This window comes from Kocuria salina, assembly GCF_013368965.1.
Taxonomy (GTDB): Bacteria; Actinomycetota; Actinomycetes; order Actinomycetales; family Micrococcaceae; genus Kocuria; species Kocuria rosea.
In genome coordinates this window covers 221,508-242,821 of record NZ_SSSF01000001.1, presented here as the reverse complement: position 1 = coordinate 242,821, position 21,314 = coordinate 221,508, and the positions used below count along the sequence as shown (strand labels likewise).

17 protein-coding genes are annotated in these 21,314 nt (G+C 74.1%); 5 read left to right on the top strand and 12 right to left on the bottom strand.

The window, feature by feature from the left end; translation table 11 throughout:
- Nucleotides 1-32: 32 nt before the first annotated feature.
- Entirely contained in the window at nt 33-776 is a 744-nt protein-coding gene (locus E7Z53_RS01110; protein ID WP_255219395.1) for a putative hydro-lyase, read from the top strand.
- On the opposite strand, the gene E7Z53_RS01105 is transcribed toward E7Z53_RS01110, so the two are convergent.
- A complete protein-coding gene (locus E7Z53_RS01105) occupies nt 739-1,473 on the bottom strand; it encodes a GntR family transcriptional regulator (RefSeq protein WP_217905330.1) in 735 nt (244 codons plus the stop codon). The two genes, E7Z53_RS01110 and E7Z53_RS01105, sit on opposite strands and share 38 nt — an antisense overlap.
- Nucleotides 1,474-1,585: 112 nt before the next feature.
- Here E7Z53_RS01105 and E7Z53_RS01100 point away from each other — a divergent pair, with 112 nt between their 5' ends.
- Nucleotides 1,586-2,548, top strand: coding sequence for an ABC transporter substrate-binding protein (locus E7Z53_RS01100; RefSeq protein ID WP_017833158.1), 963 nt, complete (start codon nt 1,586-1,588; stop codon nt 2,546-2,548).
- Between the two features lie 40 nt (nt 2,549-2,588).
- On the opposite strand, the gene E7Z53_RS01095 is transcribed toward E7Z53_RS01100, so the two are convergent.
- From E7Z53_RS01095 to E7Z53_RS01085, 3 genes are read right to left on the bottom strand one after another with little or no spacing between them, the layout of a single operon-like run.
- On the bottom strand, nt 2,589-4,316 hold the full coding sequence (locus E7Z53_RS01095; RefSeq protein ID WP_176336969.1) for an acetyl/propionyl/methylcrotonyl-CoA carboxylase subunit alpha: 1,728 nt from the start codon (nt 4,314-4,316) through the stop codon (nt 2,589-2,591).
- A gap of 4 nt (nt 4,317-4,320) precedes the next feature.
- Nucleotides 4,321-5,979 (bottom strand): 5-oxoprolinase/urea amidolyase family protein, encoded by a 1,659-nt coding sequence (locus E7Z53_RS01090; protein WP_176336968.1) that lies wholly within the window; start codon nt 5,977-5,979, stop codon nt 4,321-4,323.
- Nucleotides 5,976-6,740 carry a LamB/YcsF family protein gene (locus tag E7Z53_RS01085; RefSeq protein ID WP_035923428.1) on the bottom strand — a complete coding sequence of 255 codons (765 nt, stop codon included), beginning with the start codon at nt 6,738-6,740 and terminating at the stop codon, nt 5,976-5,978. The genes E7Z53_RS01090 and E7Z53_RS01085 overlap by 4 nt, the downstream gene beginning before the upstream one ends.
- Nucleotides 6,741-6,946: 206 nt before the next feature.
- Here E7Z53_RS01085 and E7Z53_RS01080 point away from each other — a divergent pair, with 206 nt between their 5' ends.
- Nucleotides 6,947-7,453, top strand: coding sequence for a PTS sugar transporter subunit IIA (locus E7Z53_RS01080; protein WP_017833162.1), 507 nt, complete (start codon nt 6,947-6,949; stop codon nt 7,451-7,453).
- A gap of 139 nt (nt 7,454-7,592) precedes the next feature.
- On the opposite strand, the gene xylB is transcribed toward E7Z53_RS01080, so the two are convergent.
- Both xylB and xylA read right to left on the bottom strand, forming a co-directional pair.
- Nucleotides 7,593-9,017, bottom strand: coding sequence for a xylulokinase (gene xylB, locus E7Z53_RS01075; RefSeq protein WP_176336967.1), 1,425 nt, complete (start codon nt 9,015-9,017; stop codon nt 7,593-7,595).
- A 154-nt stretch (nt 9,018-9,171) separates the two neighbouring features.
- Nucleotides 9,172-10,395, bottom strand: coding sequence for a xylose isomerase (xylA, locus tag E7Z53_RS01070; protein ID WP_176336966.1), 1,224 nt, complete (start codon nt 10,393-10,395; stop codon nt 9,172-9,174).
- A gap of 148 nt (nt 10,396-10,543) precedes the next feature.
- On the opposite strand from xylA, the gene E7Z53_RS01065 reads away from it, so the two are divergent.
- Nucleotides 10,544-11,710, top strand: coding sequence for an ROK family transcriptional regulator (locus tag E7Z53_RS01065; RefSeq protein ID WP_176336965.1), 1,167 nt, complete (start codon nt 10,544-10,546; stop codon nt 11,708-11,710).
- Between the two features lie 82 nt (nt 11,711-11,792).
- Here the strand turns inward: E7Z53_RS01065 and E7Z53_RS01060 are convergent, their stop codons facing one another.
- From E7Z53_RS01060 to E7Z53_RS01040, 5 genes are all read right to left on the bottom strand, one after another.
- The gene (locus E7Z53_RS01060) at nt 11,793-12,962 is read right to left on the bottom strand and encodes an endo-1,4-beta-xylanase (protein WP_035923418.1); all 1,170 of its coding nucleotides are present in this window, start codon (nt 12,960-12,962) and stop codon (nt 11,793-11,795) included.
- 86 nt (nt 12,963-13,048) lie between these two features.
- Nucleotides 13,049-15,406, bottom strand: a complete 2,358-nt coding sequence (locus E7Z53_RS01055) for a glycoside hydrolase family 3 N-terminal domain-containing protein (RefSeq protein WP_176336964.1) — start codon at nt 15,404-15,406, stop codon at nt 13,049-13,051.
- A 29-nt stretch (nt 15,407-15,435) separates the two neighbouring features.
- The gene (locus E7Z53_RS01050; protein WP_176336963.1) at nt 15,436-16,350 is read right to left on the bottom strand and encodes a carbohydrate ABC transporter permease; all 915 of its coding nucleotides are present in this window, start codon (nt 16,348-16,350) and stop codon (nt 15,436-15,438) included.
- A gap of 4 nt (nt 16,351-16,354) precedes the next feature.
- On the bottom strand, nt 16,355-17,260 hold the full coding sequence (locus tag E7Z53_RS01045; protein ID WP_017834650.1) for a carbohydrate ABC transporter permease: 906 nt from the start codon (nt 17,258-17,260) through the stop codon (nt 16,355-16,357).
- Nucleotides 17,260-18,609, bottom strand: coding sequence for an extracellular solute-binding protein (locus tag E7Z53_RS01040; RefSeq protein ID WP_242630389.1), 1,350 nt, complete (start codon nt 18,607-18,609; stop codon nt 17,260-17,262). Before E7Z53_RS01040 ends, E7Z53_RS01045 begins: the two co-directional genes overlap by 1 nt.
- Before the next feature lie 192 nt (nt 18,610-18,801).
- Here E7Z53_RS01040 and E7Z53_RS01035 point away from each other — a divergent pair, with 192 nt between their 5' ends.
- Nucleotides 18,802-19,842 carry a LacI family DNA-binding transcriptional regulator gene (locus tag E7Z53_RS01035; protein ID WP_176336962.1) on the top strand — a complete coding sequence of 347 codons (1,041 nt, stop codon included), beginning with the start codon at nt 18,802-18,804 and terminating at the stop codon, nt 19,840-19,842.
- Here E7Z53_RS01035 and E7Z53_RS01030 read toward each other — a convergent pair.
- Complete coding sequence (locus E7Z53_RS01030) at nt 19,829-21,046, bottom strand: MFS transporter (protein ID WP_081994034.1); 1,218 nt, start codon at nt 21,044-21,046, stop codon at nt 19,829-19,831. The two genes, E7Z53_RS01035 and E7Z53_RS01030, sit on opposite strands and share 14 nt — an antisense overlap.
- Nucleotides 21,047-21,314 lie beyond the last annotated feature (268 nt).

Sequence of the window (21,314 nt, the reverse complement as noted above, 5' to 3'; positions counted from 1 at the left end):
GGGCCGCCCTGGCCCCGGGCGCCGCCCGGGCGATGTTCCGCAGCGGCCTGGTCACGCCCACGTCGGGCTGGTGCGACGGCTTCGCGCAGGCCAACCTGATCGTCGTCCCCGCGGACTGGGCCTTCGACGTCCTGCTCTTCGCCCAGCGCAACCCCAAGCCGTGCCCGGTGCTCGGCGTGCTCGAGGCCGGCGAGGTGACCGGGCCGCTGCTGGGCGGCGGCGACCTCCGCACCGACGTCCCGCTCTACACCGTCTACCGGGACGGAGAGGCGGCGGGCACCCGCACCGACCTGCTCGACGTGTGGCGCGAGGACCTCGTGACCTTCGCCCTCGGCTGCAGCTTCACCTTCGAGGCGGCCCTGCAGGAGGCCGGGATCCCGATCGCCCACATCGACCAGGGCGTCAACGTCCCGATGTACCGCACGAACGTCCCGTGCGCGCCCGCCGGGCGGCTGTCCGGCCCGCTGGTCGTGTCCATGCGGGCGATCCCCGCCTCCCGGGTGGCCGACGCGGTGCGCATCACCTCCCGCTATCCCGCCGTGCACGGCGCCCCGGTGCACGTCGGCGCCCCGCAGGAGCTGGGCATCCGGGACCTCGGGGCCCCCGACTACGGGGACGCGGTGCAGATCCCGGACGGCCACGTCCCCGTGTTCTGGGCCTGCGGGGTGACGCCCCAGGCGGCGGTGCTCGAGTCCGGGGTGCCGTTCGCCCTCGGCCACGCCCCGGGCCACATGCTGGTCACCGACCTGCCCGACTGGCAGTACCAGGTCCCCTGAGCGCGGCCGGCGCGGGGCCCTCCAGGACGTCCAGCAGCTGCTGCCGGGAGGCCTCCAGGTAGTCGTGCATCTGCACGGCGGCCTCCTCGCGCCGGCCCTGCTCGAAGAGCTCGAGGATCCGGGCGTTGCGCTCGATCCAGGGCGCGTGGAAGGACGGGTCCTGGCGCATGGAGTAGAACACCAGTCGCATCTCCGCGAGGGTCCGGGACATCAGCTCATCCTGGCGCGGCGAGCCGGCCAGCTCCACCACGCCGCGGTGGAACTGCTGGTTCGCGTCGGCCATGCCGGTGACGTCCCGGCGGTCGCGGGCGGCGCGGCCGTCCTCGACGGCGGCGTGCAGGCCCGGCTGCGGGACCGGGTCCGACCAGCGCAGCGCCGAGGTCTCCAGCGCGAGCCGCACCCGGTGGATCTCCCGCACGTCGTCCGCGCCGGGCCGGGCCACCGAGACGCCGCGGTTGGGCACCCGCACCAGCAGGTTCTCCCCGACCAGGATCGTGAACGCCTCGCGCAGGGTGTTGCGGGAGACCCGCAGCGCCTCGCTGACCCGGGCCTCCGAGAGCCGGGTCCCGGGCGGCAGCCGGCCGGCCACGACGCCCTGGCGCAGCACGTCCACCGCCCACGGGATGGCCTCGCCCTGCGGGGCAGGCCCGGCCTGGGCGACGGCCGTCGTCAGGAACTCGTTCTGCACGGTGTTCATCGATCCCCATCCTGACATCCCGGGGGCGCCCGGCCGTGCGGCGGCACCCTGGTGGCGGACCAGGCCGTCCTCTACGCTGTCAGGACGTCCGACCCACTCCCTGGAGGCTTCGATGCAGAAGACCGGTGCAGCACTCGCCACGGCGGCCGTCCTGACGGTGACCGCGTGCGGGGGAGGGGAGTCCGGCGGCGGAGCGGCCGGGGACGGCGAGCTGACCAGGGTCGGCGTGGGCGTCATCGCGAGCACCGACGTGGCACCCCTCTACCTCGGGATCGAGCAGGGCTTCTTCGAGGAGGAGGGCCTGGAGCTCGACATCACCCAGGCCCAGGGCGGTGCGGCCATCGTCCCGTCCGTGGTCAGCGGGGAGATGGACTTCGGCTTCAGCAACGTGACGTCGCTGATCGTCGCCCGGTCCCAGGGGCTGCCGCTGCAGATCATCGCCAACGCCAACAACTCCACCGGGGTCCAGGGCGAGGACTTCGCCGACGTCCTGGTGCGCGAGGACAGCGACATCCAGGACGCCGCGGACCTGCAGGGCAGGACCGTCGGGGTGAACACCCTGAACAACATCAGCGACACCACCATCCGCGCGGCCATCGAGGCGCAGGGCGGGGACCCCGGGGACGTCGAGTTCGTCGAGGTCCCGCTCCCCGACATGCCGGCGGCCCTGGAGCGGGGCGAGGTGGACGCGATCGGCTCGATCGAGCCGTTCCGGACCATCGCCATGCAGGACGGGGCGCGCTCGGCGGTCTCCAACTACGCGTTCCCGATCGAGGACCTGACGGTGGCCGTGTACTTCACCACCGAGGACGTGCTGGCCCAGGAGCCCGAGACCGTCGAGGCGTTCCGGGCCGCCATCGAGAAGTCGCTGCAGTTCGCGCAGGACAACCCCGACGAGGTCCGGGCCGTGCTGCCCAGCTACACGCAGCTCGACGAGGAGCTGATCGACCAGCTCGTCCTGCCCGCCTACCCCACCGAGGTGAACCGGCAGTCCGTGCAGGAGCTCGCGGACCTCGCCGTCCAGCACGGACTCATCGAGGAGGCCCCGCCCCTCGAGGAGCTGCTCCCCGAGTGAGCCCCCGGGGAGGTCCGGGCGCCCCGGGGACGGAGCCCGGTCAGGAGAGGCGGGCCAGCACCTGGTCGGCGGTCACCGCGTCCCCCGGTCCCACCGCGAGCTCCCGGACCGTGCCGGCCCGCGGCGCGGACACCCGGGTCTCGGTCTTCATGGCCTCCAGCACGGCGACGTCCTGGCCCGCCTCGACGTCGTCCTGCTCGGCCACCAGCCACGAGACGAGCGTGCCCGCGAAGGGCGCGGTGACGGCGCCGTCGTCGGAGGCCGCCCCCGCGGGGGCGGCCTCCGACGCCGCGGGGGCGGAGCCCAGGGCCGCGGCGAGGGCGTCGGGGATCCCGATGCTCACGCGCCGCCCGTCCACGTCCACCGTGAAGCGGGTGCGGCCCGGCTCGTCCGCGCGGGCGTACTCGGCGTCCGGGGCGAGCCGGCCGGCGAACTCGTCCTCGATCCACGTGGTCCACACCCCGAGCCCCTCGCCCCCGGCGAAGGCGGGGGCGTCCAGCACGGCGCGGTGGAACGGGACCGTGGTGGCCACGCCGTGCACCCGCAGCTCGCGCAGGGCGGTGCGGGCCCGCACGAGCGCCTGCTCGCGGGTGGGCGCGCTGACCACGAGCTTGAGCAGCAGCGAGTCGAAGGTCGTGGCCACCCGGGTGCCGCGGTGCACCCCGGAGTCCACGCGCACACCCGGGCCGGTCGGGGTGTCGACGGCCTCGACCGTGCCCCCGGAGGGCAGGAAGCCGCGGCCGGGGTCCTCGGCGTTGATCCGGAACTCGAACGCGTGCCCGCGCGGGACCGGGGTCTCGAGCACGGGCAGCGGGTCCCCGGCGGCCACGGTCAGCTGGGCGCGGACCAGGTCCACGCCGTAGACCTCCTCGGTGATCGGGTGCTCCACCTGCAGCCGGGTGTTGACCTCCAGGAAGGAGATCAGCCCGTCCGGGGCCACGAGGAACTCGGCGGTGCCCACCCCCACGTACCCGGCCTCCCGGAAGATGCCCTCGGCGGCGGCCGCGATCCGCTCGCGCTGGTCGTCCGAGAGGAACGGCGCGGGGGCCTCCTCGACGAGCTTCTGGTGGCGGCGCTGCAGGGAGCAGTCCCGGGTCCCGAGCACGACGACGTGGCCGTGGGAGTCGGCCACGACCTGCGCCTCCACGTGCCGCGGGCGGTCCAGGAAGCGCTCCACGAAGCACTCGCCGCGGCCGAACGCGCTCTGCGCCTCGCGGGCGGCCGAGCGGAAGGCGTCCTCGACCTCGTCGAGCTCCCGGACCACGCGCATGCCGCGGCCCCCGCCGCCGTGGGCGGCCTTCACGATCACCGGCAGGCCGTGCTCCTGCGCGAAGGCCCGGGCGTCCTCCGGCGACTCGACCGGGCCGTCGCTGCCCGGCACGAGCGGGGCGCCCGCGCGCCGGGCGATCTCGCGGGCGGCGACCTTGTCCCCCAGCAGCACGATCGTCTCGGGGGAGGGGCCGATCCAGGTGAGGCCGGCCTCGATCACCGCCCGGGCGAACCCGGCGTTCTCGGAGAGGAACCCGTAGCCCGGGTGCACGGCGTCGGCGCCGCACCGGCGTGCGATCGCGAGCACCTCGTCCCCGTCCAGGTAGGTCTCGGCGGCCGAGGTGCCCTCCAGGGCGTACGCCTCGTCGGCCAGGAGGACGTGCGGGGCGTCGGCGTCGGGGTCGGCGTAGACGGCCACGGACTCGAGGCCGGCCTCGGCGCAGGCGTGGACGACGCGGACGGCGATCTCCCCGCGGTTGGCGATCAGGATCTTGCGCACGGTGCTACTCCCGGGAGGTGTCGGTGGACATGTCGGTGGACGTGCTGATGGCGGTGCTGTCGGGTTCGGCCTGCGCGGTGGCGGGCCCGGGGTCCTTCGCGGGCGGCGGGCCGAGATCGGGCGCCGGCAGCCGGGTGAAGCGCAGGCGCCCGCCGGGGCGCAGCTGGGCGAGCACGGCGAGGTCCTCCGGGTGCACCACCCCGAGCACGGGGTAGCCGCCGGTGGTGGGCGCGTCCTGCAGCAGGACGACCGGCAGGCCCGCGGGCGGGACCTGGACGCAGCCGGGCACGGTCCCCTCGCTGGGCAGCTCGTCCGTGCGCACCCGCTCCAGCGGCTCGCCGGAGAGCCGGGCGCCCACGCGGTCGGAGGACGCGGTCAGCTCCCACTCCTGCGCGAAGAAGGAGGTTACGGCGGCGGGGGTGAACCAGTCGTCGCGGGGGCCCGGGACCACGCGGACCGTGGGCACCGCGGCCGGGGCGGGCGCCGGCTCGGGAGGCCGGACGGCGGTGCCCGGCTCCGGTCCGACCGGCAGGGCGTCGCCGGCGGCCAGGGGGGCCGGGCCCAGCCCCGCGAGCGTGTCCGCGGAGCGGCTGCCCAGCACCGGCGGGACCGCGATCCCGCCGCGGACGCCCACGTAGACCCGCGCCCCGGCCGTCACGGTGCCGACGGCCAGCCGTTCGCCGTCGCGCAGGGCGAAGGGGGTGCCGGGCAGGGGCCGCCACGGGGCCGGGCCCGTGACCGTCAGCGCTGCCCGCGCGCCGGTGACCGCCAGGACGTGCTCCCCGTGGGCGGTCAGCTCGAGCCCGCCGAGCAGGTGCTCCAGCACCGCCGCCCCCGGGCCGTTGCCCACGAGCCGGTTGGCCGACCCGGCGGCGGCGGCGTCGAGCGCGCCCGAGGGGGACACGCCCAGCGCGGCGGAGCCCGCCCGGCCGCCGTCCTGGACGAGGGTCTGCAGCCCGGGGGCGCCGACCGTCAGGTGGGGCCCCCGCACCGGGGCGGTCCGGGCTGCGGTCGCGGCGACCTCCACGAGCTCGCGCACGGGCCGGTAGCGCACCCGGTCCCCGGGGCGCAGCAGCGCGGGGTCCTCGCGGTCGAGGTCGAACATCCGGGCCGCGGAGCGGCCGATGAGCTGCCAGCCGCCGGGGGAGCTGCGGGGATAGACGGCGGAGAACCGGCCGGCCAGGGCCACCGAGCCGGCGGGGACGGCGGTGCGCGGCGTGCCCCGGCGCGGGACGTCGGGACCGTCCTCGCCCACGCAGTAGAAGAAGCCGGGCGCGAAGCCGGCGAAGGCGGCCGTCCACGCCTGCCCGGTGTGGAACCGGACCACCCCGTCCGCGCCGAGGCCCGTGAGCTCGCCGACCGCCTCGAGGTCCTCGCCGTCGTAGACGACGTCGATGGTCACGGTGCGGGCCCCGCCGCCCCCGGCGCTCCCGCGGGGGACGGCGCGGGCGGCGCGGACGACTCCCCGCAGCGCATCAGTGGTGCTCGTGCGCACCACCACGGTCTCCGCGCCGGCCACGCAGTCCACGAGCCCGGGCAGGTCCGCGGCGGCGAGCCGGGCGTGCACCGCCACGGCGTCGTGCAGGTCGGCGCACTCGACCAGCGCCGCCCGCGGGCCGAGCGGCCGGACCCGGCGGAGCCCCGCGGGGGCCGGCCCGCTCACAGGAAGCTCCCGACCCGCAGACCGGCCTCCTCGAGGGCGCGGCGCACGCGCTCGGCGATGGCCAGCGCCCCGGGGGTGTCCCCGTGCACGCAGATGCTCTGGGCGTCCACCGCCACGAGGGAGCCGTCGACGGCCTCGACCACGCCCTCGACGGCCATCCGCACCACGCGGGCGGCGATCTCGTCGGCGTCGTGCAGGACGGCGCCGGCCTCGGTGCGGGGCACGAGCGTGGCCTGCGGCGTGTAGCCGCGGTCGGCGAAGGCCTCGCGGACCGTGCGCAGCCCGGCCGCCCGCGCCTGGCGCTCGATCTCGGAGCCGGGCAGCACCAGCAGGGGCAGGGCGTCGTCGACGTCGCGCACGGCGTCCACCACCGCTCCTGCGTGCTCCTCGTGGTGGACGATCGCGTTGTACAGGGCGCCGTGCGGCTTGACGTAGCTCACCCCGGTGCCCGAGGCGCGGGCCAGGGCCTGGAGGGCGCCGATCTGGTACACCAGCTGGTCGGTCAGCTCCGCCCGGGGCACGGCGATGAAGCGGCGGCCGAAGCCCTTGAGGTCGTCGTAGGAGACCTGCGCGCCCACGGCCACGCCCTGCTCGGCGGCCACGGTGCAGGTCCGGCGGGCGACCGTCGGATCCCCCGCGTGGAAGCCGCAGGCCACGTTGGCGCTGGTGACCACGTGCAGGACGGCCTCGTCGCCGGCCATGGCCCAGGCGCTGAGCGACTCGCCGCAGTCCGCGTTGAGGTCGATGTCGGAGGGGGGCATGCTGTGCTCCTTGTCACGTCGGTCCCTCCAGCATGCCCTGTCCCCCAGGATTGTTCAACAATATTTGCCGTCGGGATCGGAATCCGCGCGGATCGGTGGACGCCGGGGCCCGGCCGCCGTAGGTTGGCCCGCACGAGGGCGCAGCGGTGCCGCGGGCAGCGCGGTGGGACCGCGCCGCCCGTCCACCTCCACCGATGGGACAGCACATGAGCGACAGGACCTCCCGCGCCGAGGACGACTCCCCGGGGCGCTCCGGCTCCGTCCTGGACCACCTGAGCGAGTCGACCGTGCTCCTGGACGTCCACGGGGCGGACCGGGACGGCGTCATCCGGCAGCTCGCCGAGCTCGGCGCGCACACGGGGCGGGCGTACGACGCCGACAGCACCGTCGCGGCGGCCCTGGCCCGGGAGGAGGAGGGGTCCACCGGGGTGGGCAACGGCGTGGCCCTGCCGCACGCCAAGTCCGCCGGTGCCGAGCGGCCGATGATCGCGTTCGCCCGCAGCCGGGACGGCGTGGAGTGGAACGCGCTGGACGGCGAACCGGTCCACCTGGTCTTCCTGATCTCCCTCCCGGAGGAGCGCTCCGGGGAGGAGCACCTGGAGCTGCTGGCCGAGCTCTCCGAGGCCCTGGCCGGGGAGTCCTGCCGGCGGGCCCTCCTCGACGCCGGGAGCGCGTCCGAGGTGCTGGCCGCGCTGGAGGAGGCGCTGGGCTGACCGGCCCGGCCGGGCGGTGCGGGTCCGGACCGCGGCGCCGAGGTCGAGCGCCCGCGGGCTCAGACCGACCGGGGCGGCCGGGGTGCGGACGGTGGTCTCCCGCCCGTCGGGCGGCGCCCCGCCGGACCGCGGGCCGGTCTCACCGCTGGGGGTGGGCGCCGGCCGGGGGCCGGGACCAGCCGGCGGTCCGGTCGCGCAGCGTGCGGTAGGCCTCCAGGACCCCGGGCGTCGGCTCCGCCTCGTACTGCCGGGCGCCGGCGAGCGCCCAGGCCGGGGGCTCGTCCTCGCCCGAGAGGGCCCAGGCGGCCTGCCGGGCGGCGCCGAGGGCCACGTACTCCGCCGGGGCGGGGACGAGCACGGGACGGCCGAGCACGGCCGGGGCGAGCCGGCGCACCGCCTCGGACTGCGCGCCGCCGCCGATCAGGAGGATCCGCTCCGCAGCGGTGCCGGTGGCCCGCTCGAGCGCGGCCACGCCGTCGGCGAGGGAGCAGAGCAGGCCCTCCACGCAGGCCCGGGCGATGTCCTCCCGGCCGGTGCGCGAGGACATCCCGTGCAGGGTGGCGCGGGCCTCGGGCCGGTCGGGCGTGCGCTCCCCGTCGAGGTAGGGGAGCAGGGTGACGCCGCCCGCCCCGGGACGGCCCGCGAGGGCGAGCTCGGCGAGGCCCGCGTGGTCGACGCCCAGCACCCGGGCCCCGAACTCCAGGATCCGGGCGGCGTTGAGGGTCGTGGCCATGGGCAGGTAGCGGCCGGTGGCGTCGGCGAAGCCGGTCACCAGCCCGCTGGGGTCCGCGGTGCGGGTCTCCGAGACCATGGCCGCGACCCCGGAGGTGCCGATCGACAGGGACACGTCGCCGGGGCCGAGCGTGACGCCCAGCGCGGCGGCCATGTTGTCGCCCGTGCCGGCCGCGAGCACCGCCCCCGCGGCCGTGCGGCCCATGACCGCGTTCGGGGCGGCGGCCACCTGCGGGAGCTCGAGGTCGTGGCCGAGCGCCTGCTCCACGAGGGCGTGGTCCCAGGCGCCGGTGCGCGTGGAGAAGTAGCCGGTCCCGGAGGCGTCGCCGCGGTCGGTGAAGAAGGACGACCGGTCGGCGTCGAGGTGGTGGGACAGGTAGTCGTGGGGCAGCAGCACCCGGTGGGTGCGGGCGGCGTGCTCCGGCTCGTGCTCCGCCATCCAGCGCAGCTTGGTGGACGTCATGGACGCGACCAGCACGCTGCCGAGCTCCTCGGCGCAGGCGGCCGCACCGCCCATCTCCTCGACGAGCCGGCGGGCCTGCGGCGCCGAGCGGGTGTCGTTCCACAGCAGGGCGTCGCGCACCACGGCGTCGTGCTCGTCGAGGGCGACCATCCCGTGCTGCTGGCCCCCGACGGAGACCGCGGCGGCCTCCGCGAGGAAGGGCCCGGCGGCGTCGTCGAGCGCGGCGAGCCAGGCCCGGGGGTCCACCTCGGTCCCGTCCGGGTGGGGGGCGCGGCGCTGCGCGAGGACCTCGCCGGTGCAGGCGTCGACGAGGAGCGCCTTGGTGGACTGGGTGGAGGAGTCGATGCCCAGGACGGTGGTGCGTGCCATGAAGAACCTCGGTGCGGGGTCGGGACGGAGCGGCGAGGGCGCCGCGGGACGGGACGCGCAGTGCCCGGCCCGGCGCAGGGGGGGATGTGCGCCGGACCCGGCCGGGACGGGGCCGGCACCCCGGAGGGGGGGGTGGGTGCCGGCCCCGGGTGTCTCAGCCCCGGGCGCCCATGAGGTGCTCGACGGCGAGCTGGTGCAGGCGCACGAAGCCGTAGTTGCGCTCCGACGGGTCCGTCAGGTCGAGGTCCTCGTAGGCGCTGCGGTCGGCGAGGAACGCCTCGAGGTCCTCGCCCTCGGCGAGGGTCGGCTCGCCGAGCTCGAGGATGCCGGACTGCTCCATGGCCTCCTGGACGTCGGGGTCCTGGCGGAAGGCCACCGCCCGCTCCTTCAGCAGCAGGTACATCCGCATGTTCGCCGCGGCCGAGTCCCAGACGCCGTCGAGGTGCTCGGTGCGGGAGGGCTTGTAGTCGAAGTGCCGGGCCCCCTGGTAGGCGCCCGGCAGGGACGGGAACCCGTTCTCCAGCAGGTCCACCGTGAAGAAGGCGCTGATCAGGTTGCCGTGGCCGAACACCAGGTCCTGGTCGTACATCGGGCCGTTCTGCCCGTTGAGGTCGATGTGGAACAGCTTCTCGCACCACAGCGCCTCGGCGAGGCCGTGCGTGTAGTTCAGCGTGGCCATCTGCTCGTGCCCGGTCTCCGGGTTCACGCCCACGACGTCCCCGTTCTCGAGCCGGTCGATGAACGCGAGGGCGTGCCCGATGGTCGGCAGGAAGATGTTGCCGCGGGGCTCGTTGGGCTTCGGCTCGAGGCCGATGCGCATGTCGTAGCCCTGGGACTTGATGTACCCGGCCACGGTGTCGATGCCCTCGGCGTAGCGGTCCAGGGCGGCGTAGAGGTCCTTGGAGGAGTCGTACTCGGTGCCCTCGCGCCCGCCCCACATCACGAAGGTCGTGGCGCCGAGCTCGGCGGCGAGGTCCACGTTGCGGAGCACCTTGCGCAGGCCGTAGCGCCGGACCCGCCGGTCGTTGGACGTGAACGCGCCGTCCTTGAAGATCGGCTCCGCGAAGGTGTCCGTGGTGACCATCTCGCAGACCATGCCGGTCTCGTCCATGGTCTGCTTCAGCTGCCCGATCAGCTTCTCGCGCTGGGCCTCGGTGGCGTCGAAGGGAATCAGGTCGTTGTCGTGGAAGGTGAAGCCCCAGGCGCCGAGTTCCTGGAGCCTGCGCACGGACTCGAGGGGGTCGAGCTCGGGCCGGGAGGCGGTGCCGAACTGGTCGCGGGCAGCCCAGCCCACGGTCCACAGGCCGAAGGAGAACTTGTCCGCGGGTGACGGGGTGAGTGACGAGGCGAGGGAGGTCGCGGGGGAGGCGGTGGGCATCGGAGGTCCTTTTCCAGTTGGTTAGTTTCCGTTACTTACTATAGAAGCTGGGATACCGTGGGGGAAGACCGCCGGCGGATTTTCTGCCGCCCGGTCGGCCGGGATCCGCGCCGGACCCGGTCCCCTCGGCACCAGAGGAGAGCCGTCCGTGCAGTCGAGCCACCTGCGGGAGCACAACCTCTCCACCGTGCTGCGCGCCGTCGCCGGGGCGGACGCGCCGGTCTCGCGCGCCGCGCTCGCCAAGCTCACCGGGCTCACGAAGCCCACCGTGTCCAAACTGGTGCAGGAGCTGCTCGAGGCGGGCCTGCTCGTCGAGGGCCGGCAGACGGCCGCGCGGGTGTCCGGGCGGCCGACGATCCCCCTGACCGTGGCCCGGGGGACCGTGCTGGGCGTGGGCCTGGAGATCGCCGCCGACCATCTCGCGTGCCTCGTCACGGATCTCGGCGGCCGCGTCCTGCACGAGGAGTCCCGGTTCGGGGCCTTCGCCGGGGCGTCCGTGGACGAGGTCGCCTCCGTGCTGGCCGGTCTGCTGGACACCGCCCTGGCGCCGCGCCGGGACGTGCCCGTGGCCGGGATCTGCGTCTCGGTCCCCGGGCGGCTCTCCACGGATCGTGCCACCGTGCTCTCCGCCCCCAACCTCGCCTGGCAGGACGTCCCGCTGGTCGAGCGGCTCCGGGAGCACCCGGCGTTCCGGGGCCCGGCGCTCACCGCCGGCAACGACAGCATGCTCGCCGCGCGCACCGAGGTCCTGCACCGGCCCGGCGCGTCCTTCCTCTTCCTGCACGGCCAGACCGGCATCGGCGGCGCCGTGGTCCTGGAGGGGCGCATCCACCGCGGTGAGCACGGCTGGGCGGGGGAACTGGGCCACGTCACGATCACCCCCGGCGGGGAGCTGTGCCGGTGCGGGCGGCGCGGCTGCCTCGAGGCCTACGTCAGCTACCACGCGCTGCGGGGCCGGACCGGCCTGCCGGAGGACGTCCGGATCGAGGACCTCGTGGCGGCCACGGCCGAGCGGCTGCAGAGCCGGGAAGCGGTCATGGAGATGATCGGGCGCCCCCTGGGCGTGGTGCTCGCGAACTCGATGAACGTCCTGGACCTGTCGACGGTCGTGCTCTCCGGGTACTTCGCCCCGATCGCCCCGGAGCTGGAGCCCGTGCTGCGCGAGGTCCTGGAGGCGCACGCGCTCACGGCGGAGGTGGGGCCCGTCGAGATCCAGCGCTCCGCCGCGGACGCCCATCCCGCCCTGACCGGCGCGGCCGCCACGGCCCTCGAGGCCATCCACGACTCGCCGGCCCGCTGGATCGACCGGCGCTGACCCGCCCCCGTCCGGGGACGACGACGGGGCCCGCTCGCACGAGCGGGCCCCGTCGCGCTCCGGCCGGGGCCGGGCGACCGGCTCAGCGGAACGCGGGGTGGTGCTCCCACTTCGCGTCGCCGCCGGGCTGCGAGCGGACCAGGGCCTCCTGGAGGGCGTCGTAGGCCGGCTTGCGCTCGTAGTCGCCCTCCATGGTCAGGGCGTCCCCGTAGCCGGGGAAGGTGTTCGGCACCCAGGAGTGCTCGTCGAGCACGCCCCACACGGTGAAGGAGTTGCAGTCCTCCACGGCCAGGCACGCCTCGAGGGCCGTGCGGTACCAGTCGGCCTGCTTCCGGCGCAGCTCGTCGGTCATCCGGTCGTTCCCGTCGACCGGTCCGCGGACGTCGATCTCGGTGACGGCCGTCTCCAGCCCCAGGTCGTCGAAGCGCTGGAGGTTCTGCTGCATGCGCCCGTCGAAGCCGTACTGGAGGCCGAGGTGGGTCTGCATCCCGAAGCCGTGGACCGGCACGCCCTGCGCGAGCAGGTCCTGGATCAGCGCGTAGTAGGCATCGGACTTCGCGTTGATGCCCTCCACGTTGTAGTCGTTGAAGAACAGCTGGGCGTTCGGGTCGGCCTCGTGGGCCCAGCGGAAGATGTCGGCGATGATCTCCGGGCCCAGCTCCCGCAGCCAGATGTTCTCCTGCAGGCGCAGGTTCCCGCTGTCGTCGAAGATCTCGTTGGCGACCTCCCACTGCTGGATGCGGCCCTCGTAGTGGCCGACCACCGTGTGGATGTGCTCCTTGAGGATGGCGCGCAGCTCGTCGGGGGTGTAGTCGCCTTCCTCGAGCCAGTCGGGGTTCTGGCTGTGCCAGAACAGGGTGTGGCCGCGCACGACCTGCCCGTTGGCCTCGGCGAAGTCGACGATGTCGTCCGCGGGGCCGAACTCGTAGACCCCCTCCTCGGGGTGGATGAACTCCCACTTCATCTGGTTCTCGGGGGTCAGGGAGCTGAACTCCCGCGCCAGGACGGAGCGGTACTCGGGGTCGGAGGGGAAGGGCTCCGGGTAGTCGGCGCTGGTGTGGTGGCCTCCGCCGGCCACGGCGCTGCCGATGCGGAAGTCCTTCGGGGTGTTCCAGCGCAGGGTGTCCTGCTTCGCCAGGCCGGGGGGCCGGGTCTCCGGGGCGGCGCTCGCGGCCTGGGGGACCGCGGTGAGGCACAGGGCGGCGACGGCGGTGGCCGCTCCGGCGCGGAGGAGGGGGGCTCGTCTGCTCATGTCGGGGCTTCCTTCATCGGGGGGTGGGGGATTCGCGGGGACGGGTGGGACGGGGCGCGGGCCGCACGGCGGCCCGCGCCCCGGGCTCAGGAGGCGTCGGCGGACGCGGCGAGCGCGCGGTCGGCGACGCGGACCTCGACGGGGGTCGTGAGGACGCGGTCGGCGTCCTCCACGTCCCGGACCGTGCCGGTGACCGTGAACCGGCCCTCGAGGGGCAGGTCCTCGCTGGAGGTGCCGGCGCGCAGGACGAACTCGCCCGGCTCCACGATCAGGCGCACGGCCCGGCCCGTGAACGAGGTGCGGTCGGCGTGGACGGAGAAGACCACGCGGGCGCTCTGCCCGGCCTCCAGCGCGATCTTGGCGAAGCCGACGAGCATCTTCAGCGGCCGGACGACCTGGGCGACGGGGTCGCTCAGGTACAGCTGGACGACCTCCTGGCCGGCCCGGCCGGAGGTGTTGGTCACGGTGACCGCGGCCTCCACGGTGCCGTCGGTGCCGATCTCGGCCGCGGACAGCTCGAGCGCGTCGTAGGAGAAGCTCGAGTAGCCGATGCCGTGGCCGAACGGGTACAGCGGCCGAGGGTCCAGGTTGGAGACGCCCTCCGAGTATCCGCCCAGGGCGGGGGTCAGGTAGGTGCCGGGCTGCCCGCCCACGTGCCGGGGGATCCCCACGGGCAGCCGCCCGGAGGGGTTCACCCGCCCGGAGAGCACTCCGGCGACGGCGTGCCCGCCCTCCTCGCCGGGCATGAAGGCCTGCACCACGGCCGCGCAGCGGTCGTCGAACGCGCCGAGGCTGTAGGGGCGGCCCGTCACGAGCACGAGGACCACCGGGGTGCCCGTGGCGAGCACGGCCTCGACGAGCTCGGCCTGCCGGCCGGGCAGGGACAGGTCCACGACGTCGCAGCCCTCGCCGGAGGTGCCCGTGCCGAAGAGCCCGGCGAGGTCGCCCACGGTGACGACCGCGAGGTCGGCCTCCTCGGCCGCGGCCACGGCCTCGGCGATGCCGCTGGTGTCGGGGTCGGTGAAGTCGACGCCGCGGGCGTGCCGGAAGGTGGTCCCCCCGTCCGCGAACTCCTCGGCGAGGGCGTCGACGATCGAGGTGATCTCGATGCCGGTGCCGGACTCCCCGAAGCGGGACAGGACGTGGTTGGTGAAGCTGTAGCAGCCGAGGAACGCGCGGGGCTGCCCGGCGCTGGGGCCGATGACCGCGACCTTCCGGGCGGTGTCGCGGGCCAGCGGCAGGACGCCCTCGTTCTTGAGCAGGACGACGGACTCCTCGGCCATGCGCCGGGCGAGCCGGCGGTTCGCCGGGGAGTCGAGGTCGACGGCCCCGCCCGCGGTGCCGGGGTCGAAGCCCGGATCCAGCAGCCCGAGCTCGACCTTCTGCGTCAGCACCCGCCGCACCGCGCGGTCGAGCAGGGACTCGTCGAGCGCGCCGTCGCGCACGGCGCCGGCGAGGTCCGCGAAGCAGCCGGTCTCGGGCAGCTCCACGTCCATCCCGGCCGCGAGCGACTGGACGCCGGCGTCGCGGGGGTCCGCGGCGACGTGGTGCATGGACTCCAGGAAGCTCACGGCCCAGTAGTCGGAGACGACCGTGCCCTCGAAGCCCCAGGTCTCCCGCAGGAGGGTGGTGAGCAGCTCGGGGTCGGCGACGGGCGGGACGCCGTCGACGTCCGCGTAGGAGTTCATCACCGCGCCGGCCTGCCCGAGCTTGACGGCCATCTCGAAGGGCACGAGGACGACGTCGCGGAACTCGCGCGGTCCGATCGAGACGGGGGCGTGGTTGCGCCCGGCGCGGGAGGTGGAGTAGCCCGCGAAGTGCTTCAGGGTGGCGATCACGCCGGCCTCCTGCAGCCCCCGGACGTACTCGGTGGTCAGGGTGCCCACGAGGTAGGGGTCCTCGCCGACGGTCTCCTCGACGCGGCCCCAGCGGTAGTCGCGGACGACGTCGAGCACGGGGGAGAGGCCGAGGTGGACGCCCACGCCCTTCATGTCGGCGCCGATGTGCCGGGCCATGGTGCGGACCAGCTCGGGGTCGAAGGCGGCGCCCCAGGCGATCGCGGCCGGGTAGCAGGTGGCCCCCAGGGTGGTGAACCCGGTGAGGCACTCCTCGTGGGCGATGGCCGGGATCCCGAGCCGGGAGGTCTCCACGACCTGGCGCTGCAGGGTGCGCAGGTGCTCCACCCCGTCCGCGGCCGAGATCGGCGCGCTGCCGAAGGCCCGGGTGATGTGGCCGAGACCGTGCGCGATCGCGGCCTCGAAGGTCGAGCGGTCGTCGGCGAAGGCGGACTCCATGGGGGCCGCGCCGCCCGTGGCCTCCTCCGGGTCGGGGCGCAGCCAGTAGCTGCCGAGCTGACCGGCCTTCTCCTCGAGGCTCAGCTCCTGCAGCAGGGCGTCGACGCGTTCGGCGACGGGGCGGGCGGGGTCTTTCCAGGGTGCTGTCATGGGGGTGTTCTTTCTGCTCGGTGGGCGCGTCACTTGCCGAAGCCGGCTGTGAGCCCGGCGACGAGGTGCCGGCGCCCGAAGACGTAGAGGACGAGGATCGGCAGCGCCGAGAGGACGACGGCGGCCAGGACGGCGGGGATGTCGGCCTGGAACTCCCCCTGGTAGGTCCACAGGGACAGGGGCAGCGTGCGCTTCGCGGAGCTCTGCGTGAGGATCAGCGGGAACAGGAAGTTGTTCCAGCTGTTGAGGGCGTTGTAGACGCCCACGGTGGTGATGGCGGGCAGGCTCAGCGGCAGCACGAGCGTGCGGAAGACCTTCCAGTCGCCGGCGCCGTCGAGGGTCATGGACTCGTAGAGCTCGTTGGGGATGTCCCGCATGAAGTTCGTCAGGATCAGGACCGTGATCGGGATCCCGGACGCGATCCCGGGCAGGATCAGGGCGGCCAGGGTGTCGTAGAGGCCGAGCTGGACGATGATCAGGTAGATCGGGATGATCGTCGCCTGGATCGGGATGGCGATGCCCAGCAGGAACAGCCGGTTCGAGAACACGGCCAGCCCGCTCCGGCTGCGCACGATCACGTAGGACGCGAGCAGGGACAGGAAGACGATCCCGGCCACCGTGAACACGACCACGACCACGCTGTTGAGGAAGTACTGGACGAACTGGTTCTGCAGGACCGTGGCGTACGGCGCGAACGTCGGGGACGAGGGCAGCAGCGGGTTCGTGGAGTAGTAGTCCTCGCGGGGCTTCAGGCTCGTGATCGCGATGTAGTAGATCGGGATGATGATCGCGCCCAACCACAGCCAGCCGCCGACGGCCGCCGGGATGTTCGGGAGCCCCCGGCGCCGGCGGGCGGGACGGGCGGCCGTCGGCCGGGCGTCCGGGCGGGGCGCGCCCCCGGGCCGCGTGCGCACGGGAGGGGTGTCCGTGGTTCGTGTGCTCATGGGACTACGCACCTTCCGCCTGGCTCTCCATCTTTTCGGCCCCGGTGAGCCGTTGCAGGCCGAGGGCGAGGGTGAGCCCCACGGCGACGAGAATGACCGCCAGGACACTGGCCTCGCCCATCTGGTTGCTGCGGAATCCGGTCAGGTACATGTCCAGGGGCAGGATCCGGGTCGCGGTGCCGGGCCCGCCCCCGGTGAGGGCGAAGACGAGGTCGAAGTAGGTCAGGGAGCCGACCAGCATCAGCGTGGAGGACGTCACGATGGTGTACTTCAGCTGCGGCAGCGTGATCGAGAAGAACTGCCGCACCGTGCCCGCGCCGTCGATGGTGGCGGCCTCGTACATGGTCCGCGGGATCTGCCGCACCCCCGCCTGGTAGAGCAGCGAGTGGAAGGGGATGAAGGACCACGAGATGACGACGACGACGACGTAGAACGCCAGGCTCCCGTCACCCAGCCAGTCCTGCCGCAGCAGCGCCGCGTCGAACGCCCGCGACAGCCCGAAGTTCGGGTCGAGCAGGGCCTTGAAGGCGATGCCGATCGCCGCGGCCGAGAAGAGCATCGGCAGGAAGTACAGGACGGAGAGGAACTCCCGGTACCGCTGGCGGCCGGCCATGAACACGCCGAGCAGCAGGCTCAGCGGGAACTGCACGGCGTAGCTCAGCAGCGTGAGCTGGACCGTCAGCACCATCGCCTGCCGCGAGACCGGGTTCTCGAGCACGGACACCCAGTTCTCGCCCCCGGTCCACTGCGGGGTGCCCAGGCCGTCCCACTCCATGAAGGACAGCACCAGGACGCCCAGCAGCGGACCGATCGCGAAGATGCCGAAGAAGACCAGGGCGGGCGCCAGCATCCAGTTGCTGGGGCCGGCGCCCGCCCGGGCCCTCCGCCGGGTGGAGGAGCGCACGAGCATCAGAGCGTCCCGTTCATCGCGGTCTGGAACTCCTCGGGGCTCATCTCGCCGGCGAAGACCTGGCTGAGGTTGGTCAGCAGGGCCTGTCCCTGGTCGGCCGGGAGCGCCTGGTCCCAGGAGAGCTGGAAGTTCGGCGCGTCCTGGACCATCGAGTAGGCGAAGTCGAGGTACTCCGGGTGCTCGGTCTCGGCGATCCTGTCCTCCACGCCGTCCACGGCGGGGATCAGCCCGGCGTCGAAGAGCGTGTCGACCGCGGCGTCGTCGAGGTTCATGTCGTCGAGGTACTCGAGGGCCGTGGCCTGCTCCTCCTCGGACGCGTCCGCGGACACGGCCCAGAAGTTCGCCGGGTTGCCCACGATGTTCTGCGGGTCGCCCTGTCCGCCCTCGATCTCGGGGAACGTGGTGTAGCCCAGGTTGCCCTCGGCGGTCCACTCTGGGGCGTCGGTGAGGAAGCTGGAGTAGACCCAGCTGCCGTGCAGCATCATGGCCGCCTGGTCGGTGTGCACGAGCGCCACGTCGGCGCCCGCGTCGGCCACCACGGATCCGTAGGCGTCGCCGAAGCCGCCGGCCTCGACGAGCTCCTGGATCTTCTCCAGGGCCTGGGTGATCGCCGGGTGCGACCACGCGTCCTCCTCGCCGTCCACGACGGCCTGGAACACCTCGGGCCCGCCGATCCGGTCGGTGAGGTACTGGATCCACATCAGGTATGGCCACTGGCTGGAGCCGGCCACGGAGATCGGCGTGACGCCCTCGGCCTTGAAGGCCTCCACGGCGTCCAGCATCTCCGCCCACGTGGTGGGGACCTCGACGCCGGCCTCCTCGAAGAGCTTGGTGTTGTAGTACAGGATGACGGGCTGGGTGTTGTTGTTCGGGACGGCGTAGAGCTTCCCGTCCACCTTGCCGGTCTCCAGCACGGAGTCGAGGGCGCGCTCCTCCATCTCGGGGATCTCCCCGGTCAGCTCCACCACGCTGCCGTTCTCGACGTAGCTCTCCAGGGTGTCGCCGCCCCAGTTGTAGATCAGGGTCGGCGCGTTGCCGGAGCCGACGCTGGTGCGGATCTTCTCCTTGAAGGCGTCGTTCGCGAAGTACTCGGCGGTGATCGGGCTGTCGCCGTTGGCGTCGTTCCACGCCTGGAAGGAGCTGCGGAACGTCTCCTCGGCGCCGCCGGTCAGCGTCCAGGCGCTGGCGCCGCCCTCGCCGCCCCCGCCGCCGGGCTGGGCCCCGGCGCTGCACCCGGCCAGGGTCAGGGCCGCGGCGCCCACGAGCGCGATGCGGGACAGCGAGCGGGGGGAGAAGGGGCCCCGGTGCGCGCCGGCGGGCGCGGGGCGGAGGCTGCGGTGGGTGGTCATGGCGTTCTCCTCGTCGTCGAGCAATGCATTGCGCCTACGAAACTTTTCGTATAGCGTTTCGTTGCGAGAAGAGTAAGTGGCCTGTTTCACACCCGTCAACCCCCTGGTGTGACCGGGGCCACTGCGGCGAAGTGCGTCGAAACGTTTCGCCGTCCGCCCGTGACCCGCCCGCGTCCGAGGAGATCGTCCCGCATGAAGAGAACCACGCTGAGCCAGGTGGCCGCCCAGGCCGGCGTCTCCAAGGGCACGGTCTCCAAGGTGCTCAACGGACGCCCGGACGTGGGGGAGGACACGCGGGAGCGGGTCCGGGCCGCGGTCGCCGACCTCGGCTACACGGGCTCGGCCGCCCGCCGGCCCCGGACGGCCATCGTGCTCGTCTTCGACACCCTCGAGAGCAACTACTCCCTCCAGGTGATGGCCGGCGCCGTGGACGCCTGCGGCCGCGCCGAGGCCGACCTCATGCTGAGCACGCTGCCGAGCCTGGAGCAGGGCGACGTCCCCCCGTTCTCCGAGGACTGGTTCGCCCGCTGCGGCCGGACGGGCGAGACCGCGGTCATCGCCGTGACCACCCCGCTGACCGCGGAGCAGGTGGCCGCCGCGGCCCAAGCGCAGGTCCCGCTGGTGGCCATCGACCCCGTGAACAGCCTGCCGTCCACGGTCCCCAGCATCGGCTCCACCAACTGGGCCGGCGGGCACGAGGCCACCACCCACCTCCTGGGGCTCGGGCACCGCCGGATCGGCCACCTCAGCGGCGCCGGGGGCTCGGTCCCGGCGCGCGAGCGCCTGGCCGGCTACCGCAGCGCCCTGGAGGACGCCGGGGTGCCGCACGACCCCGGGCTCGTGACGGGCGGCGGGTTCAGCTACGAGGCGGGCTTCGCCGGCGCCCAGGAGCTGCTCGAGCTCGAGGATCCGCCCACGGCCCTGTTCGCGGCCTCCGACGAGGCCGCCCTCGGCGCCTTCGAGGCCGCCCGGCAGGCGGGGCTGCGGGTGCCCGAGGACCTCAGCGTGGTCGGCTTCGACGACACGTTGCTCGCGCGCTGGGCCTCGCCCAAGCTGACCACGGTGCGCCAGCCCCTGCACGCCATGGGCGAGATGGCCGTCGAGCGCGCGATCACCCTGCTGGCCGGCGGGTCCCGCCGGGTCCACCCGCTCCAGCTCCAGACCTCGCTCGTCGAGCGCTCCTCCACCGCCGCGCCCCGGGGCGCGGCGGACGGGGTGGTCACTCCCGGATGAGGCGGGCCCGGCCGGCCTGCCAGCCGAAGACCGCCGCGAGCGTGCCGACCGCCGCGAACATGACGCCCGCCGCGGCGAAGCCCCCGGTCCAGTGCAGCAGCTGCCCGACCAGGAAGGTGCCCGAGGAGCCCACGCCGTAGCCGACGCCCTGCATCATGCCCGAGAGCCGCACCGCCATGTGGCTGCTGCGGGTCCGCAGCGCGATCATCGTCAGGGCCACGGCGGTGAGGCTGCCCTGGCCCAGCCCCAGCAGCCCGGTCCAGACCCAGATCAGCTGGAGGGGCCCGAAGATCGAGAGCACGAAGCCGCCGCCGGCCATGAGGGCCACCGCGGCGTTGAGCACCCGCTGGTCGGCCATCCGCGCGGCCAGGACCGGGGCGAAGAGCGAGCCCGTCATCTGGAGCAGGATGGACACGGCCACGATCAGCCCGGCGGCGGCGCCGTCGATCCCGCGGTCCCGCAGGATGGGGGCGAGCCACGCGAAGACGCTGAAGGACATCATCGCCTGGAAGACCATGAACAGGGTGATCTGCCAGGCCACCGGCGAGCGCCAGGGGCCGGGCCCGTCGGTCCCTGGCGGCGGGGGGCCGGGCGCCCGGCGGCGGAGCGCCACCGGCACGAGCAGCGCCACCACCACGGCCGCGGGCACCGCCCACACCGCCAGGGAGCCCCGCCAGGAGCCCGTGGCCTGGAACACCGGGTAGGTGAGGCCCGCGCCGAGGGCGGCGGACGCGCAGATCGCGGTGGTGTAGAGCCCGCTCATCAGGCCGATCCGGTGGGCGAAGTCCCGCTTGACGATGGACGGCAGCAGCACGTTGCCCAGGGCGATCGCGGCGCCGCACGCGACCGTCCCCGCGAGCAGCAGCGGCAGGGCGCTCGCCCCGGGCAGGGGCAGCCCGCGGGCCACCAGGCCCAGGGTCAGGACCACCATCGCGCCCAGCAGCACGTTCTCGGACCCGAACCGGCGGGCCAGGCGCGGCGCGAACGGCGCGAAGACGCCGAGCAGCGTCACCGGGGCGGTGGTCAGCACGGTGACCGCCCACCCGGGGAGGCCGGCGGCCGCGGTGATCTCCGGGAGGATCGCGGAGAAGCTGGAGAAGACCGTGCGCAGGTTCAGCCCGATCAGGACCACGCACACGGCGAGGTAGACGAGTGCCCGGCGGGACGTCGGGGCGCTCGGCGGATCGGCGTGCGGGCTCGGCACGGGGGTCTCCTCGGGGATCGGGGGCAGGCCGGCCCCGCGAGAGGCGGTCCGGACAGGCTCCACGGTACTGCGACAGCGCTCCGACCCCGTGCAGCGTAGGAACTTTGCGCACCGCGCTCCCGGTGCCGCGGGTACCGACCGGCCTCGGGGTGTTCGCAGGGTGCTGGGCATGCTCCCACGTAAACACTCTGTACATAGTTATTGTGACCTGCAACACTGGCGGCGAGACCGTGTGAACCCCACGCCCGCGGCACGCCCCCGGGCGCGC